Source organism: Tenacibaculum discolor (assembly GCF_003664185.1).
In the GTDB taxonomy this organism is placed as follows: domain Bacteria; phylum Bacteroidota; class Bacteroidia; order Flavobacteriales; family Flavobacteriaceae; genus Polaribacter; species Polaribacter discolor.
Genome location: NZ_RCCS01000006.1, coordinates 112,319 through 128,109, shown reverse-complemented (window position 1 = coordinate 128,109; position 15,791 = coordinate 112,319). Strand labels below are relative to the sequence as shown.

The following is a 15,791-nucleotide window of genomic DNA, read 5'->3' as shown; positions in this document are numbered from 1 at the left end:
ATGAATAAAAAAAGTGATAGTTTTGGTTGTACACATGTGATATATGGTATTGTTTTCTTTGATATAATTGCTATAATTATATGGCATGAAAAATATATCTCTGGTAAATGTAGTTTTTGTACAGGCTTAGGTGAGTTTATTATTTTGTTATTGTATTTAGGAGTAGCTTCAACTATCGGAACTTTTCTATCACTACCTTTTCATTACATCTATCAATACATTAAAAAGAAAAAACAAAATAATTAATGTTGACTTCATAAATTCTACTAAAAAACTCAAAGTTTTGTTGTTGACATTAAGTCTGAAATTTATTCAATACTTTTTTATCATATGTCCATTACAATTTAAATTTACTTTGTTTTTCAAATTGGTTACAACGGTCAAGTATAAGAATAGTAGCGGATTTTGAAACCCTAACTTTTCGGTTAAACACAGACCTTTTTCATATTTGCTTACTTGCGTTTTAGCGATTAAACCGCTATTATTTTTATACATTGTTGCCACCAGTACTTTATTCAGCAACTCTGTCAATTATTGACTCAGACCATTCCAGTTTAGTTATTTGCTCAATTAAAGCGTCTATTTTGCCGTCAATCAATTCTGGTGTCTTACAAATTTTCTCCGAAAAATACCTAGCTGTTAATGGCTTACTATCACTACTATACAAGTCTTTAGCTTCTGCCTTAATCTCATCGTAATTCTCTATGTTTTGATGAAACTCTTGCTCAAAATCTTGTTCCCAAATAGAAAAATTTGAGTTTATACTTGTTGGTGGAAAAAAGAATAACTCATCTGTTGTTTCTTGTCCAAGCATTTGAAGTATTTCTTTATTCCTTCTAGACTTATTGATTGCATTTTTTCGATAATCGCCCGTTAATTCCTCAACAGGATTGGTCGGTTTGTCGCCATCAAAAATCACATAGCAAGGAATTCTAAATTCGTTAAATAAAAGTAATAAATATGAAATTGTATCAACTGAACCAGCATTTATCAATGAAATTCGATTAGTATCAATATCAAAACCTTTAGTTTTAAAATAATTTGGTAATGAATATTTCTCAGTTTCTCCTTCAATTAATATTATTTTCTTTGCGAAAAACCCCTCATTCTTTGTTTCGTCAATAAGATGATGAAATCTGTGTCTAATACTTAATTCATCTATTACAATTCCATAAATGTTGTAATAATGATTAATGATTTGTTGAACACTTAATTCGTGAGAAACTGTTTTTGGATTTTCTTCGGAAGACTTTCTAAAAAGTCTTATTTGGTCAAAATTATCTACTGATATAAACAGACTATCGTGTGTAGTATAAACTACTTGGTCATTTCCCTCTGAAATTTCTTTTAAAAGGTTGTAAGTTGCCCTTTTTAATGGTGGATGTAAATATATTTCAGGTTCTTCTATGCCAATAATTATATTGCTTTCATTAGTTTTCTTTCCAAAATCGAACGTATTGTAAGTTCTTAATAATGAAAATAGTGCTAGTCTTTGAATTCCGTGCCCTTTTTCTGTAAGTTCTGAATCATAACCATCATTAGCGAATACTTTTGGTTGAGGAAAAACTACGTCTTGGATTTCTGGCGAACCAAATTTTAATTCAAGTGAACAGCCAATATCAAAACCTATGTTGTCGTTTAGAGCTTTATTTATTTTTTCAATTTTCGATTCTCCTTCTTCTGTCGTGTCAATTTTTTCAATTAGCTCTTTTACTAGAGCATCAGTTTTTGTCTTAAATTCTTGTTTGATTTCTGTCGAGACTGAACTTGAAAGCCAATTAATCAATTCGCCTAAAGCACTTGTTTTTGTGACCTTTAAATCTTCTGATAAATTTTTGATTGCTGGTATGTAAAAGAATTTGGGAAGATTAGCTTTTAACTTACTTTTCCATCCCAAAACTTTTTCATCACCAGTTATTTGTTCTTTAGGAATTTCATCATAACGCTCTTCATTTAATTGAATTAGTTTATTCAGAAATTCTTCTTGTGTTGGTTCTTCTTCACTTTCAAAAAGAGTTTTGAAGTCAAAATCTCCAATCTTTAAGTCTGATTTCCACCATTTTTTTAGATTAGCTTTTGTTGGTTTTTTGTCAGCAACTGTCCAAAGATATTCTTCAGTTGGTATTTGTTTTGTTCCGTGTTTTGATTCTATAAAATCTATATCCTCAATTGAAGCGTCTTTTAACTCAACTCCATCTTCTTTTGAAATAGCCTCAATGTATTGAGTTATTGTTAAGTCATTTTGGTCATCTAAATGTGTCTTAAATGTTGTAAGTTCATCTTCGTTTAATTTTTTAAACTTTACTGTTATAACTATTGGTTGAGAATAATCATTATGATGATAACTTTTTGTAGAAATTTTTGTCTTTGAAAAATTAAAAAATAAGTCTAATGCTTCAAGAACATTAGATTTACCTACACTATTTTCTCCAATTAGGGATGTTAAGTCATTGAATGAAAATTCGATTTTTTCAAGTCCAAATGTTTTAAAATTTTGTATGCTGATATTCTCAATTTTCATTTCAAGGGTGATTTTTTTCGTATTGGTGGCAACGGTCTTGTATAACAATCAGTTGCGGATTGATTAGAAACTAAGATAGTTAAAATTACCGACTTTTATGCTTGCGCGGTTGTGTCCGCAGGACACAAAGCCGCAATTGTTGTTATATGGTATTCTACGCAGTTTTTATTTCTTTTACTAATTTTCCATTTTCATTCAACTCATAAAAAGTACCTTCCCAATCAATTAGTTCTATCCGATTTTCATTTATTTCAATTTCAGTTTTTCCATTTGGATTTACAAAAATATCTCTCGCTCCAAAAGACCATTTTATATTTCCGTTTTGGTCAATTCTATTGATTTCTAATTCTCCGTGAATAATAAAATCTTCACAGAATTCATAAATTCCGAAACACGTAGCTATATCAAATTCATTTTTCCAATTAAGAGAAAGGTCTTTCAAATTCAGAGAATAAATTTCATTTGAACAGCAGATAAATAAATTTCCATTTTTAATCAGGTATGAATTTTTGTAAATTCCAGTAGCTCCTGAAAATCCCATAATTAAAGCACTCTGCTTTACAATTCCGTTCTGGATTATTCTAATTCCGTGTTTTGTAGTTGGATTATATTCTAATATAGAATCTGTTGGATATATTCTTCCATAAATCCGTTTATTATCAACTGAATTCAAATCGAAGTTATCTTCATCAAATATTTCGATTTCTAAATTTTTATATTTTTCTGTAATTTTTTTCAAATTGCGTAGAACTTGTTTATATAGATGTAAAATACATCGTTATACACCTGTTTTGGTAGGTTTATAGTTATATTTTATGTTTGTTTATACTCTTACGAACTTACTAATAATAATTTAATTTCCTTACGGAATACCATAAGCTCAACTATTTAGATACTAAAAGTAGTTTTACTTGTTATTAATGATCTCTGATACCTTATTTAGAAAATCAAAAACCAAGTTGACACACTTTATTGAATACTCCCGTTATTGAGTCGCTGATATCACGGCATGCTTCGAAGACACCACGGCACGGGTCGTTGATATTACGGCGCGCTCCGAAGACACCACGGCACGGGTCGCTGATATCACGGCATGCTCCAAAAACACTACGGCACAGGTAGCTGATGTAATTCTTCTTATTTTTTTAGCAAAAAGATTGTGTTATGTGTACTATCCAAATATTTTTTTTTGCAAAAAACAACAACTTTTCTTGTTTTTTAGAACATAATTTATACATTTGGCTTAATGTTTAACAACAAAAGACATATTATCTCTATTCCAGCTGTAAGTATTACGGCTTCTTTTGTTGGCACAACAACTACAATTACTACTACAACCCTTTAGGGGTTATTTCTATACATATCATCATTCCGTATATATTTATTTTTTCAAAAGACTTGAAAACAGATAAATAGCTTAAAAAATCTTATTTTTAATTTATTATCCTTTTTAAAATGAACGTTTTAAAATTTGGTGGTTCATCAGTAGCCAACCCTAAAAACATAGAAAAAGTAGTACAAATCATTGCCAATGCTTCAGCAAACAACCAACTAATTGTAGTGGTTTCTGCCTTTGGAAAAACTACCAATAAACTGATAGCATCAGCAGAACAAGCTGCTCAAAACAATGCTAATTACCTCAAAAACTTTAAAGAAGTTGAACAATTACACTTAGAGGTAATTCATGAATTAGTCGCTAAAAACCAGCAAGAAGAAGTAAAAACTCATATTACTTCACTGTTTAAACAACTAAAAACCTTGTTAGAAGGTTGCTTTTTATTAAATGAAATTACTCCCAAAACATTAGCTACCATTAGTGGTTTTGGGGAGTTACTATCTTCTTATATTATTGCAAACATCGCTAGTAAAGAACTCGATGTAGTATATAAAGACAGTAGAGAATTAATTAGTACTTCTAATGATTTTGATAAAGCACAAGTTGATTTTCAATTAACTAACTCCAATTGTCAAGAGTTTTTTGCAACTAATAAACACCAAATAACACTCTTACCAGGATTTATTGCTCGTACAAAAGAAGGAAAATCAACTACTTTAGGACGTGGAGGATCCGATTATTCTGCGGCTATTTATGCCGCTGCTGTAGGTGCAGATGAATTACAAATATGGACAGATGTTAGTGGTATGTACACTGCAAACCCGCATCTGGTAAAGCAAGCATTTCCTATTCCACATATTTCCTATCAAGAAGCCATGGAATTGTCGCATTTTGGTGCGAAAGTTATCTACCCTCCTACGATTCAACCTGTGTTGGAAAAAGAGATTCCTATTCGAATAAAAAACACTTTTGACCCTGAAAATTCGGGAACACTCATTTCAAAAATTACAGAAAATGGAAAGCCTGTAAAAGGTATTTCTCATATTGAGAATATTACCTTATTAACTCTAGAAGGAAGCGGCATGGTAGGTGTTTCTGGCATTTCTAAGCGATTGTTTGAAACTTTATCGCTACACAATATCAATGTGGTACTTATTACACAAGCTTCTTCAGAGCACTCTATTTGTGTGGGAATTTATGATGAAGATGCTGAAAAAGCAGCTTTAAAAATTAATGAAGCTTTTGCTGTAGAAATAGAGCGTCATAAAATAGATCCAATTATTGTAGAACAAGGATTAGCCATTATTGCTTTGGTAGGTGATAAAATGAGAAATCATCAAGGGTTGAGTGGTCAAATGTTTAGTTCCTTAGGCAAAAACAATGTAAATATTCGTGCGATTGCCCAAGGTGCTTCAGAAAAAAACATTTCTGCTGTTATCGACAGTTCAGATGCTAAAAAAGCACTCAACACGCTACATGAACAGTTTTTTGAAGAGAAAGTAAAACAATTGAACTTGTTTGTCACGGGTGTAGGAAATGTTGGTGAACGCTTTTTAGCACAAATACACCAACAAAAAAAATACTTAAAAGAACAGTTGAAACTGAATGTGCGTGTCGTGGGAATTTCCAATTCTAAACAAATGGTCTTTGATGAAAGTGGCATAAATTTAAAATCTTGGAAAGAACAATTACAAAACGGAGAAGCAAGTTCTTTAGATCGCTTTTTTCAAAGAACAAAAGCGTTTAACCTTCGTAATTCTGTTTTTATCGACAATACTGCCAATCAGCAAGTTTCTGAAATATATGAACATTATTTAGCCAACAATATTGGGGTGGTTACATGTAATAAAATTGCCTGTGCTTCTGAACTAAACAATTATAAAAAATTAAAGTATATCTCTCGTAAATACAATGTACCTTTTTTGTTTGAAACCAATGTGGGTGCAGGTTTACCAATTATTGACACACTTAAAAACTTAATTGCTTCTGGTGACCGAGTACATAAAATACAAGCAGTTTTATCAGGGTCTTTAAACTTTGTTTTCAATAATTTTAACGAAAATATTTCATTTCACGATGTCGTAAAGCAAGCACAAGAACAAGGATATACTGAACCTGACCCGAAAATTGATTTAAGTGGTGTAGATGTTGCTCGAAAAATATTAATTCTAGCACGTGAAAGTGGTTATGAATTAGAACTTTCTGACATCAAAAACAATGCGTTTTTACCTAAAAAGAGTTTAGAAACCACCAGTAATGAAGATTTTTATGCTTCTTTAACCGAATTTGAAAGCCATTTTCAACAAATATATAAAGAAGCTTCCAACAAAAACTGTCGTTTAAAATATGTTGCTGAATTTAATGATGGAAAAGCGAGTGTTGGCTTGCAACACATTCCTTTTGACCATCCTTTTTATAATTTAGAAGGTAGCGACAATATCGTATTATTTTTTACGGATAGATATCCTGTTAATCCACTACAAATAAAAGGAGCTGGTGCTGGTGCTGAAGTAACTGCTTCAGGGATTTTTGCTGATGTGATACGAATTGGAAACCAGTAGTACATGGAAAAGCGTTATCAAAATATTGTACAGATTTACAATACCGTAGCTCAAGAGTATCAAGATAAGTTTGCTAATGATACAGTATATAATCACAGTTATGACTTGCTTCTAAAACATATGAAACCAACTCATAAAAATGTGTTGGATGTAGCTTGTGGCTTTGGAAAGATTACTCACTATCTTTTAAATCAAACCCCTACACTTTCTGTGTTAGGAATTGATTCAGCAGAAAATATGGTGAATTTGGCAAAACAAAACAATCCGAAAGCTTCCTTTAAAGTGATGGATTGTAGAGAAATTAACAGTTTACAGCAAGGTTTTGATGTTATTATCTTCGGATTTTGTTTTCCGTATCTTACCAAAGACAACGTTTTAAAACTTATTGAAGAAGCTTCTATTTTGTTGAATTCTAATGGACTTTTATACATCAGTACCATGATTGGTGATTACGAAAAAGATTCTCGTATAACTACTAGTTCCGATGGAAAAAACTCCATGTTTATAAATTATCATGAACCATCATATTTGATTGAAGCTCTAGAAAAACAAAAACTCAAAATTTTAGAAAACTATACCAAATTATATCAAGAAGGTGGCGATACCGACTTGTTTTTAATCGCAAAAAAATGAATTATATAAAAATATTTTCACCTGCAACTGTCGCTAATGTTTCTTGCGGATTTGACGCTTTAGGTTTGGCTCTCGAAACGGTTGGAGATACCATGACTTTTACAAAAAAGGATGTAAAAGGTATAAAAATTACTCAAATAACAGGCGCAGATTTACCTTTAGACGCACAAATAAATGCTGCGGGAGTAGTTGCTTTAGCTATGCTAGAAAAACATCCTATTAATTTTGGTATCGATATTACCATTCACAAAGGATATACTCCTGGAAGTGGTTTAGGAAGTAGTGCAGCCAGTGCTGCAGGGGCTGCCTTTGGTGTAAATCAGCTGTTAGGAGGCATCTTCTCCCCTCTTGAATTGACACAATTTGCTATGCTAGGTGAAGAGGCTACTTGCGGAACCCCTATTGCTGACAATGTTTCTGCTGCTATTTATGGTGGATTCACGTTGGTTCGCAGTTATGAGCCTTTAAGTATTGTAAAAATCCCTGTTCCTACTGATTTAAGAGTGGTAGCTATTCATCCACAAGTTGAAGTAAAAACAAAAGATGCTCGAGACGTGCTACCAACAGAGGTTCCGCTAAAAGATGCGGTTACCCAATGGGCGAATGTAGGCGGGTTAATTAGTGGATTACACTCCAACGATTATCAATTAATCGCAGACTCCCTAATTGATATTATCGTTGAACCAGCTAGAAAAACACTAATTCCTCATTTTGATTTAGTGAAAAAAGAGGCTTTAAAAGCAGGTGCTTTAGGAGCAGGAATTTCAGGTTCAGGTCCAACTATTTTTGCTTTATGTAAAGGCGATGCAACTGCTGAGAATGTTTACAAAGCAATTCAAAACACATACCAAGACAAACAAATTGATTTTAACATGATTCTTTCAAAAATTAATACAGAAGGAATTAAAATTTTAGAACAACACTAAATACGAAATTATGAACTATTATAGTCTCAATCATACATCACCTAAAGTTAGCTTTGAAGAAGCTGTAGTAAACGGATTAGCTCCTGATAGAGGGCTTTACTTCCCCGAGAATATTACGCCACTATCAAAAGAATTTATTGATAATATTGGTGAGTATTCTAATGAAGAAATTGCTTATAAAGCCATTAAACAATTTGTAGGTGATGAAATACCTAAAGACGTTTTACAAAAAATCATTAAAGAAACAATCAATTTTGAGTTTCCTGTAGTACCCATTGAAAATAATATTGGTACACTAGAACTATTTCACGGACCAACCATGGCTTTTAAAGATGTAGGTGCTCGTTTTATGGCGCGCTGTTTAGGGTACTTTAATCGTGATAAAGACCAACAGGTTACAGTTTTGGTGGCAACTTCAGGAGATACAGGAGGTGCTGTTGCTAATGGATTTTTAGGAGTTAAAGGTGTAGATGTGGTTATACTCTACCCTAGTGGAAAAGTAAGTGATATTCAAGAAAAGCAACTCACAACTTTAGGACAAAATATTAAAGCTTTAGAAGTAGATGGTGTTTTTGACGATTGTCAAGACATGGTAAAAACTGCTTTTTTAGATGTGGAAATTAATCGTACGTTAACCTCAGCAAATTCCATAAATGTTGCACGTTGGTTACCACAAATGTTTTATTTTTTCTTTGCCTATAAACAAGTTTACAAACAGCATAAAGAAGTTGTCTTTTCAGTGCCTAGTGGAAACTTTGGAAACATTTGTGCAGGTATTATGGCGCAAAAATTAGGATTGCCTATTAAACATTTTGTGGCTGCTACCAATGTAAACGATACCGTTCCTAATTACTTACAAAGTGGAGATTATCAACCAAAACCTTCTAAAGCAACTATATCGAATGCCATGGATGTTGGAAATCCTAGTAACTTTATTAGAATCCAAGAATTATTCAACAATAATTTAGAAGCTTTAAAAACCGCTTTTTCGTCTTTTTCTTTTTCTGATGATGAAACTCGTGAAGCTATGAAAAACATCTATGAGAACTCTAATTATATTGCTGATCCACATGGAGCTGTTGGTTATTTAGGGTTGAAAGAATACGGGTTACAAAATGAATTCGGGATTTTCTTAGAAACAGCCCATCCTGTTAAGTTTTTAGATGTTGTTGAAGATATTTTAGAGGTAACCGTTGAAATTCCACCACAAATAGTATCCGTTATAGATAAACAAAAAGAAGCAACTAAAATTAGCTCATATAAAGAGTTAAAAGACTTTTTAAATGCTTAAAAGCATCACTTAATAACAAAAACCGCCTTAATTAAGGCGGTTTTTGTTATTAAAAACTAAATATATTGTCTCTTAAATTTTCATCATTTCTTGTTCCGTAAGGATCTATAGCAATATAACTAGGTTTTTTATTTATTATAAACCTAACTTCAGTGAGCTCTTTATTTATTCGACTGGATTTATAGTACAGCATAGTATTATCATCTTTTACAAGTGATGGATGGATTGTAAAAGCTCCTATTTTAATTGGTTCATTAATCCCTGTTTCTTTAGTTTCTCCATTTTCTAATGTTTCAATTCGTTTTGCTTTTATAGTTGCAGTAACCTCATAGGTACCATTGGGTAGCTGTTTGTACGTACTTTTTTCTACAGCCAAATCATAGGTTATTACCTTTTTAAACCAATCATCTATCAAATGGTGATTTTCTTCTGAAACTATTTTATATAATTCATCTAATAGCTCAATAGTATGTGCTTTGGGAGAGTTTTCAAATCGATATCGATCTGTAATGGTTTTTAATACTCTATTTACTTGCTGTTCCCCTATTAGGTCTCTCAATGCCATGAACACTGTGTATGCTTTTCCATATGATATATAGCCTTCATCCTGTACTTTATAAATTGGTGGTTCTTGAGTTCCGCCAAAAGCTCTTCCGAAGAAATAACGTCTTCTTGCTGCTTCTGCCAATTCATATAGAGCGCTTTTTCCATACATTTTTTCCATTACTACAGCTTCAGTATACTTTGCCAAACCTTCTACAAATAAAGAACCTCCAGCAACAGGTTTGGCTGTTAATGTATGTCCCCACCATTGATGTGCTACTTCATGAATTGTTCTTTTTGAAACTAAGTTAAATGTGTTTTCTTCACGAACATCTGATAAATACAAACGGTCTTCAACCATGCTAATAACTCCCGGATGCGCATACCCTCCGAATGACCAATGAGAAGGTACTTCTGCTATACGAACATGATTAAAGTTATACGTACCAAAGTTTTCTTGACAATACGCTAAGGTTTCTTTAGTACTCTCTTCTATTTCATCAATATTAAAATTATGATTTGAATGATAATATTGCTCAATAGAAATACCTTCATACTTTGCTTTTTTAACTTGATATTTCCCCGAAAAATAGGCTACCATGGGCAATATTTTCCCTTGAGATTTATAATGATAATAATTTCTATTATTTTTTGACCAAGTCTTAATCAAATCTCCAGAGCTTATAGCTATTTGGTCTTTACTTGTGGACACAATAGTTTCAAATTGTACTTTTTCAATTTTAATATCTTCAAGAGCTATATGAGCATCTGAATTATCTTCTTCTATTCTCTCAGGTAATCCTCTTTTTTTACGCTCAATTCTGTCTGCTATTTCATATCCAGAAGCATATCCAATAATAGGTTCAAAATTTCTGTATGTTATATACGTTCCGTCATAAACTATACTTTTATCTTCCTCATACCCTTTTAGTTCTTTTTCAATAGCAAAAGTATATGCTACTGAATCATTGGGTTGGAGTTTTTCTTTAAATTCAAATACATACGCTCCGTGTACTGTATCTTTCGTAGTCAAAAGAGCATTTTTTATATGAATATGCTTTACAGGAATTCGTTCTGTTATTAGTAGTTTGGATATTACTTCATTACTCGTGTTTTTTAAAATGTAATTTGCTTTTACAGTAAATTTTCTTTCCTTTGGAAAAATAGCTACTTCCGTTTTTTGTGAGGTTGGATAAGGCTTTTCTAATACTTGATATTGCTTATACATACGTTCATAATTTTCACTAAAATTTAAATAATCATTTTCAGTTTGATAATCACCAACAAAGTTTGTATTGTAAAAGACCAAGCTTGCCATACCAATAGATACGGAAAGGAAAGTTAAAAACAATACCTTTTCGGTTAAGTTGCATCCTTGTTTCAGTTGCTCTACTTTATAAGAAAATCCTTTTACCATTCCCCTGTTCCATATCTTAAACGCTAATAAAATTAATAGCGCTCCTATACTTAGCCAATACAAACCTAAATGATTAAATAACTTAGCATTATTGGCATAGGCATTCATACCATTAAAAGTTACTCTAGGCATAAACCCTATACTTGTTAAAGGGTGTTCTAATCCTAAAAGGTTAGCTTTCATACTTACAATAACAAACAAACCAAAAGCTCCCATTCCTATATATTTACTCTTCGTAATACTGTTTATAAATATGGCAAGCATAGCATATATAAACAGTTGTAAACCATAATAATAAAACACAGATGCGTACATACTAAAGTTTATATCAGCAAAACCTAAGCTTACTTGAAAAGCTATACACATAAGCACTCCTGATGCTATTAGTAGCATTGGTAGTAATGACAAGCTGACAAACTTAGCTGTAAAAAGTACCCAATTTTTTACAGGAGTAGCGCCCATAATCAGATTAAAATTGACACTATACTCTCTCCATACAATCTCTGAACCGTAAAAGATTAGTAGTATCAATCCAAAAAGAGTTAGCGGACTTGTTATGAGTTCGATTAATTGATTTGTAACCGGATAAATACTCACTCCATATTCACCTCCTTCAAGAACAGTTGCATACAATTCTGAAAAAACAATAATTAACCACATACCTAGTATTACTAAAAAAGGTAAGCTCTTAAATACGCTCTTTAGTTCTAACCGTATTAGCGATAACAGTGATTTTATTTGCGTAGCTACTCCGTATGTTCCATTTATAGGTTTGTATGATATGAGCTGTTTTTTCTCTTTCCTTGTTGTCTTTTCTTTCTTAACTCTTTTTGTAGTCATTCTAAAAGAAAAGGCTTTATACGTTAGTAACAGCACTCCTATAGAAAGCGCTATCCAAAGTATTCTATTCAATAAAAACAACCCTGAAAAAGAAAGCAACTGTGTGTTTTTTTGATATGCTGTCCAATATTGAGTCTGTTCAAAAAAAGCAGCCATACCAAAAGAATCTGCTATTGCGGCTACCGACATCATTTCTGGCGATGCTGGAACAGATTGTGCTAATAATGGTGAGTTTAAGAAAATAGAACTTACAAAATACAACATGTAAATAAATACTGCACTTGCATAAGTGGCTATACTGTTTTTAGTAAGTGTACTGACTGAAAATATTAAAGAGGTACAGATAAAAATATTAGGTAACACTAAATACAACCAAGGCTGTAAGTAGTTTAATACATTAAAATTCCCTAGTCTTTCAGCGTCTAAATTAGAAAAATGATTCCCGAAAATATAGCCAATAACAAAAGGTGTAAAAGCAACTACACTAAAAATAAAAGTGCCTAAAAAACGGCTCCAAAAATAATTACTCTTTTTTATGGATGAACTGTAAATTAAGCTTTCCATGTTATGTTGCTTATCTCTTATAATAGCTGTTACCGCGAAAAACATGGTTATAAAAACACTACCTAAAGTAAAAAGACCTGTATGAAAATAAACTTGATAAACAGCGTTAAAATTAACTCCTGTAGGAGCATGCCCTTGGCTTCCTGTAAAATATCCTAAGCCTAGAAACAAGACTGCAAATATGGGAAAAGCTCGTTGTTTTAACTGATAGTATATTTCAAATTGCAATAATTTCTTAAACATAGGTTAGGCTTTTTTATGGTGAAACAATGTAGCAAAGTAGTAGTCTTCTAAATTCGGAGTGATTCTTTCAAACCCGTTAGATAGTGAAGTCTCAGAAAAAACTCTTATTTGTGTTTCTCCTGACACTAGTTTGGTTGAAATAACCTCGTACATTGTTTTATAGTGCTCAAGGTCATTTTTAGTTATAATTTTTGTCCAAATATTATGTTCAATACTTGCAACTAATTCTTTTGGGTTACCTTGGGAAATGATTTGACCTTCCGATAAAATTGCCATTTGTGTACATAAATTTCTAACATCCTCTACTATGTGAGTAGATAAAATAACTATTACGTTCTCTCCTATTTCACTCAGAAGATTTAAAAAGCGATTGCTTTCTTCAGGATCTAACCCAGCTGTTGGCTCATCTACAATAATTAGTTTGGGGTTAGCCAATAAAGCTTGAGCTATCCCAAAACGTTGGCGCATTCCTCCAGAAAACGTATGTACTGCTTTTTTTCTGTGTTGGTAAAGGTTTACTTGTTGTAATAAAGAAGTTACTTGCTCTTTTCGTGTTGAGTTATTAGTAATACCTTTCAGAATAGCTAAATGATCTAACAATTTTTCTGCTGATATTTTAGGATACACTCCAAACTCCTGAGGAAGATACCCTAAGTGTTTTCTTATCTCCTCTGGTTTATTAATAATATTGTAATCATTAAATACAATTTCTCCAGATGAGGGTTCTTGTAAAGAAGCGATAGTACGCATTAAAGAAGATTTACCAGCTCCGTTAGCGCCTAATAAGCCAAACATTCCGTTCGAAATTTTTAAGTTTATTCCATTTAGTGCTTTAACTCCGTTAGGGTATGTTTTAGTAAGGTTTGTTATAGTTAATGTATTCATATAAGATTCGTTTTGTTTGCAACAAATCTCTAGCATCATACCTTTATTATAAATTAAAAATGATGTACTCTATTCTTTTCAGCACACACCATATTCTTTTAATAGCTAACTTATGTTTGACTAAAAAAGCTATTCATTCATCTAAAAAACAACAGTGTTTATCAATATAATTGTGAGAACAGTTTTACATGAGTAATTTTGAGGTATGATAGATTTTTTAAAGAAATACAAAGCTTTTCTTATTGGATTCTTAATTATTGTTCCATTATTCACCTTATTAGATTATCTGAATTTTCTAAATATACCGAATGATCAACCTGTTGAGGTTATTGTAATTACTGTTTTTTGGGCACTTGTTATTGCTTTACCCATACATAATTATCAATACTTAAAAAGGAAAAAGAAAGCTGTATTTGGTATTGCTGTTCTTTTTGTACTACTTTTTATTACTGTGCTTATTGATTCATTTATGAAGCTTCCAGATAATCCTATCACCTTCATTCTATTAATGATATTTTGGTGTGGGCTAGCTTATTTTTTAGTGCCCAACTTCATAAAAAAATACTGGAAATTCATAGCACTACTATACACACCTCTACTCTTATATTTTTTATACCTACGATTATTTTCTGGTGACTTAGAAGCTTATTTAAAAGTAAAGCAAGAAACTCCGTTCTATATTTTCTTCATACCCATTCCTATCTTCTTTTTTCTTTGGGTTTTTGAACAATGGAAATGGATACAAGAGCTAAAAAAAGAAAAGTCTAAAACAGAATTATCACTCTTAAAAACACAAATAAACCCGCATTTTTTCTTCAATACTCTAAATAACCTGTATGCCTTAACAGTTAAAAGCTCACCTCAAGCACCAGAAGTTATATTAAAACTATCTGATATGATGCGCTACACAATTTATGACGGGGAAAAAGAAACTGTAAAAATTTCAGAAGAGATAGCATACTTAAATAATTACATTGAGCTACATAAAATCCGTTACAGAAAGTCTGTTGAAATTACCTTTAACCATAACATAGATACGAATCTAAATATTCCGCCACTACTATACATTATCTTACTTGAAAATGCTTTTAAACACGGTATAGAAACACTAGCAGAAAATGCTTTTATTCATGTCTATTTATATGATAATGATGATTTTATTTACTTTGAAATAGAAAACAATTTTGATCCTAATGAAATAACTAACTCTAAAGGAATTGGACTGCAAAATTTAAAACGAAGATTATCTTTGTTGTACAAGCAACAACATGAACTAAATATTGATATTACAAACAACTTTTACAAAACACTTTTAAAAATACCGAAGCATGCTTAAATATATAATTATTGATGATGAGCCTTTAGCACATGAAATCATAACGGAATTTTGTAGCATGCTACCTCATGTTCAATTAGAAAAAAGTTGCTATAATGCTATGGAAGCTATGCAGTTTTTAAATGAACATACAGTTGATTTTATGTTTTTAGATATCAACATGCCTAAATTAAAAGGCTTAGATTTTTTAAAGACGCTGTCTAACCCTCCTAAAACCATTATTACTACTGCCTACAAAGAATATGCCCTAGAAGGGTTTGAGCTAAATGTTGTGGATTATCTTTTAAAGCCTTTTAGTTTTGATCGTTTGGTAAAAGCTGTAAATAAAGTATCAGATACACTACCTACCAAAACAATCCACAAAGAAAGCATAGAGTCAAATGAAATCAATACCCGACTGTTTATCAAGGGAGATAAAAAGCACCATCAGATTGATTTAAATAATTTGTTATTTATCGAAGCTTATGGAAATTATACTAAACTATTTTTAGCAGATGAAATGATTGTAAGCCATGAAAAAATTTCTCATTACGAATCTCTATTAAATCCTATTCAATTTTTAAGAGTACATAAATCATTCATTGTTGCAGTAGATAAAATAAAGTTTATAGAAGGTAACCGTATTATAATTCATGAGCATAAGGTTCCTATTGGTCAAACCTATAAAAGCAGTGTTAGTAAACTTTACAACTAAC

Annotated in this window: 11 protein-coding genes; 7 read left to right on the top strand and 4 right to left on the bottom strand. The window is 31.7% G+C overall.

Annotated elements, in window-relative coordinates; translation table 11 throughout:
* Positions 1 to 246 (top strand): hypothetical protein, encoded by a 246-nt coding sequence (locus C8N27_RS06740; RefSeq protein ID WP_121146757.1) that lies wholly within the window; start codon positions 1 to 3, stop codon positions 244 to 246.
* A gap of 265 nt (positions 247 to 511) precedes the next feature.
* On the opposite strand, the gene C8N27_RS06730 is transcribed toward C8N27_RS06740, so the two are convergent.
* Positions 512 to 2,521, bottom strand: a complete 2,010-nt coding sequence (locus C8N27_RS06730) for an AAA family ATPase (protein WP_121146755.1) — start codon at positions 2,519 to 2,521, stop codon at positions 512 to 514.
* A 154-nt stretch (positions 2,522 to 2,675) separates the two neighbouring features.
* Complete coding sequence (locus C8N27_RS06725; protein WP_121146754.1) at positions 2,676 to 3,260, bottom strand: hypothetical protein; 585 nt, start codon at positions 3,258 to 3,260, stop codon at positions 2,676 to 2,678.
* A 716-nt stretch (positions 3,261 to 3,976) separates the two neighbouring features.
* On the opposite strand from C8N27_RS06725, the gene thrA reads away from it, so the two are divergent.
* Genes thrA through thrC form a run of 4 tightly spaced genes read left to right on the top strand, consistent with a single transcriptional unit; the run spans position 3,977 to position 9,268 of the window.
* Positions 3,977 to 6,418, top strand: a complete 2,442-nt coding sequence (thrA, locus tag C8N27_RS06720) for a bifunctional aspartate kinase/homoserine dehydrogenase I (RefSeq protein ID WP_121146753.1) — start codon at positions 3,977 to 3,979, stop codon at positions 6,416 to 6,418.
* A 3-nt stretch (positions 6,419 to 6,421) separates the two neighbouring features.
* On the top strand, positions 6,422 to 7,051 hold the full coding sequence (locus C8N27_RS06715; protein ID WP_121146752.1) for a class I SAM-dependent methyltransferase: 630 nt from the start codon (positions 6,422 to 6,424) through the stop codon (positions 7,049 to 7,051).
* Positions 7,048 to 7,977, top strand: coding sequence for a homoserine kinase (locus tag C8N27_RS06710; RefSeq protein ID WP_121146751.1), 930 nt, complete (start codon positions 7,048 to 7,050; stop codon positions 7,975 to 7,977). The genes C8N27_RS06715 and C8N27_RS06710 overlap by 4 nt, the downstream gene beginning before the upstream one ends.
* Before the next feature lie 10 nt (positions 7,978 to 7,987).
* A complete protein-coding gene (thrC, locus tag C8N27_RS06705; protein WP_121146750.1) occupies positions 7,988 to 9,268 on the top strand; it encodes a threonine synthase in 1,281 nt (426 codons plus the stop codon).
* A 49-nt stretch (positions 9,269 to 9,317) separates the two neighbouring features.
* On the opposite strand, the gene C8N27_RS06700 is transcribed toward thrC, so the two are convergent.
* Together C8N27_RS06700 and C8N27_RS06695 are read right to left on the bottom strand one after the other, a co-directional pair.
* Positions 9,318 to 12,875, bottom strand: a complete 3,558-nt coding sequence (locus tag C8N27_RS06700) for an ABC transporter permease/M1 family aminopeptidase (protein ID WP_121146749.1) — start codon at positions 12,873 to 12,875, stop codon at positions 9,318 to 9,320.
* Between the two features lie 3 nt (positions 12,876 to 12,878).
* The gene (locus C8N27_RS06695; RefSeq protein ID WP_121146748.1) at positions 12,879 to 13,760 is read right to left on the bottom strand and encodes an ABC transporter ATP-binding protein; all 882 of its coding nucleotides are present in this window, start codon (positions 13,758 to 13,760) and stop codon (positions 12,879 to 12,881) included.
* A gap of 205 nt (positions 13,761 to 13,965) precedes the next feature.
* Between C8N27_RS06695 and C8N27_RS06690 the strand changes: the two genes are divergently transcribed.
* Both C8N27_RS06690 and C8N27_RS06685 read left to right on the top strand, forming a co-directional pair.
* Entirely contained in the window at positions 13,966 to 15,096 is a 1,131-nt protein-coding gene (locus C8N27_RS06690; protein WP_121146747.1) for a sensor histidine kinase, read from the top strand.
* The gene (locus C8N27_RS06685) at positions 15,089 to 15,790 is read left to right on the top strand and encodes a LytR/AlgR family response regulator transcription factor (RefSeq protein ID WP_121146746.1); all 702 of its coding nucleotides are present in this window, start codon (positions 15,089 to 15,091) and stop codon (positions 15,788 to 15,790) included. The genes C8N27_RS06690 and C8N27_RS06685 overlap by 8 nt, the downstream gene beginning before the upstream one ends.
* Position 15,791 lies beyond the last annotated feature (1 nt).

Bases quoted from the DNA above. Each gene is read 5' to 3' on its own strand.
- C8N27_RS06695 (WP_121146748.1), bottom strand. From the start codon at position 13,760: ATGAATACATTAACTATAACAAACCTTACTAAAACATACCCTAACGGA.
- C8N27_RS06690 (WP_121146747.1), top strand. From the start codon at position 13,966: ATGATAGATTTTTTAAAGAAATACAAAGCTTTTCTTATTGGATTCTTA.
- thrC (WP_121146750.1), top strand. From the start codon at position 7,988: ATGAACTATTATAGTCTCAATCATACATCACCTAAAGTTAGCTTTGAA.
- C8N27_RS06685 (WP_121146746.1), top strand. From the start codon at position 15,089: ATGCTTAAATATATAATTATTGATGATGAGCCTTTAGCACATGAAATC.
- C8N27_RS06710 (WP_121146751.1), top strand. From the start codon at position 7,048: ATGAATTATATAAAAATATTTTCACCTGCAACTGTCGCTAATGTTTCT.
- C8N27_RS06730 (WP_121146755.1), bottom strand. From the start codon at position 2,521: ATGAAAATTGAGAATATCAGCATACAAAATTTTAAAACATTTGGACTT.
- C8N27_RS06740 (WP_121146757.1), top strand. From the start codon at position 1: ATGAATAAAAAAAGTGATAGTTTTGGTTGTACACATGTGATATATGGT.
- C8N27_RS06700 (WP_121146749.1), bottom strand. From the start codon at position 12,875: ATGTTTAAGAAATTATTGCAATTTGAAATATACTATCAGTTAAAACAA.
- C8N27_RS06715 (WP_121146752.1), top strand. From the start codon at position 6,422: ATGGAAAAGCGTTATCAAAATATTGTACAGATTTACAATACCGTAGCT.
- thrA (WP_121146753.1), top strand. From the start codon at position 3,977: ATGAACGTTTTAAAATTTGGTGGTTCATCAGTAGCCAACCCTAAAAAC.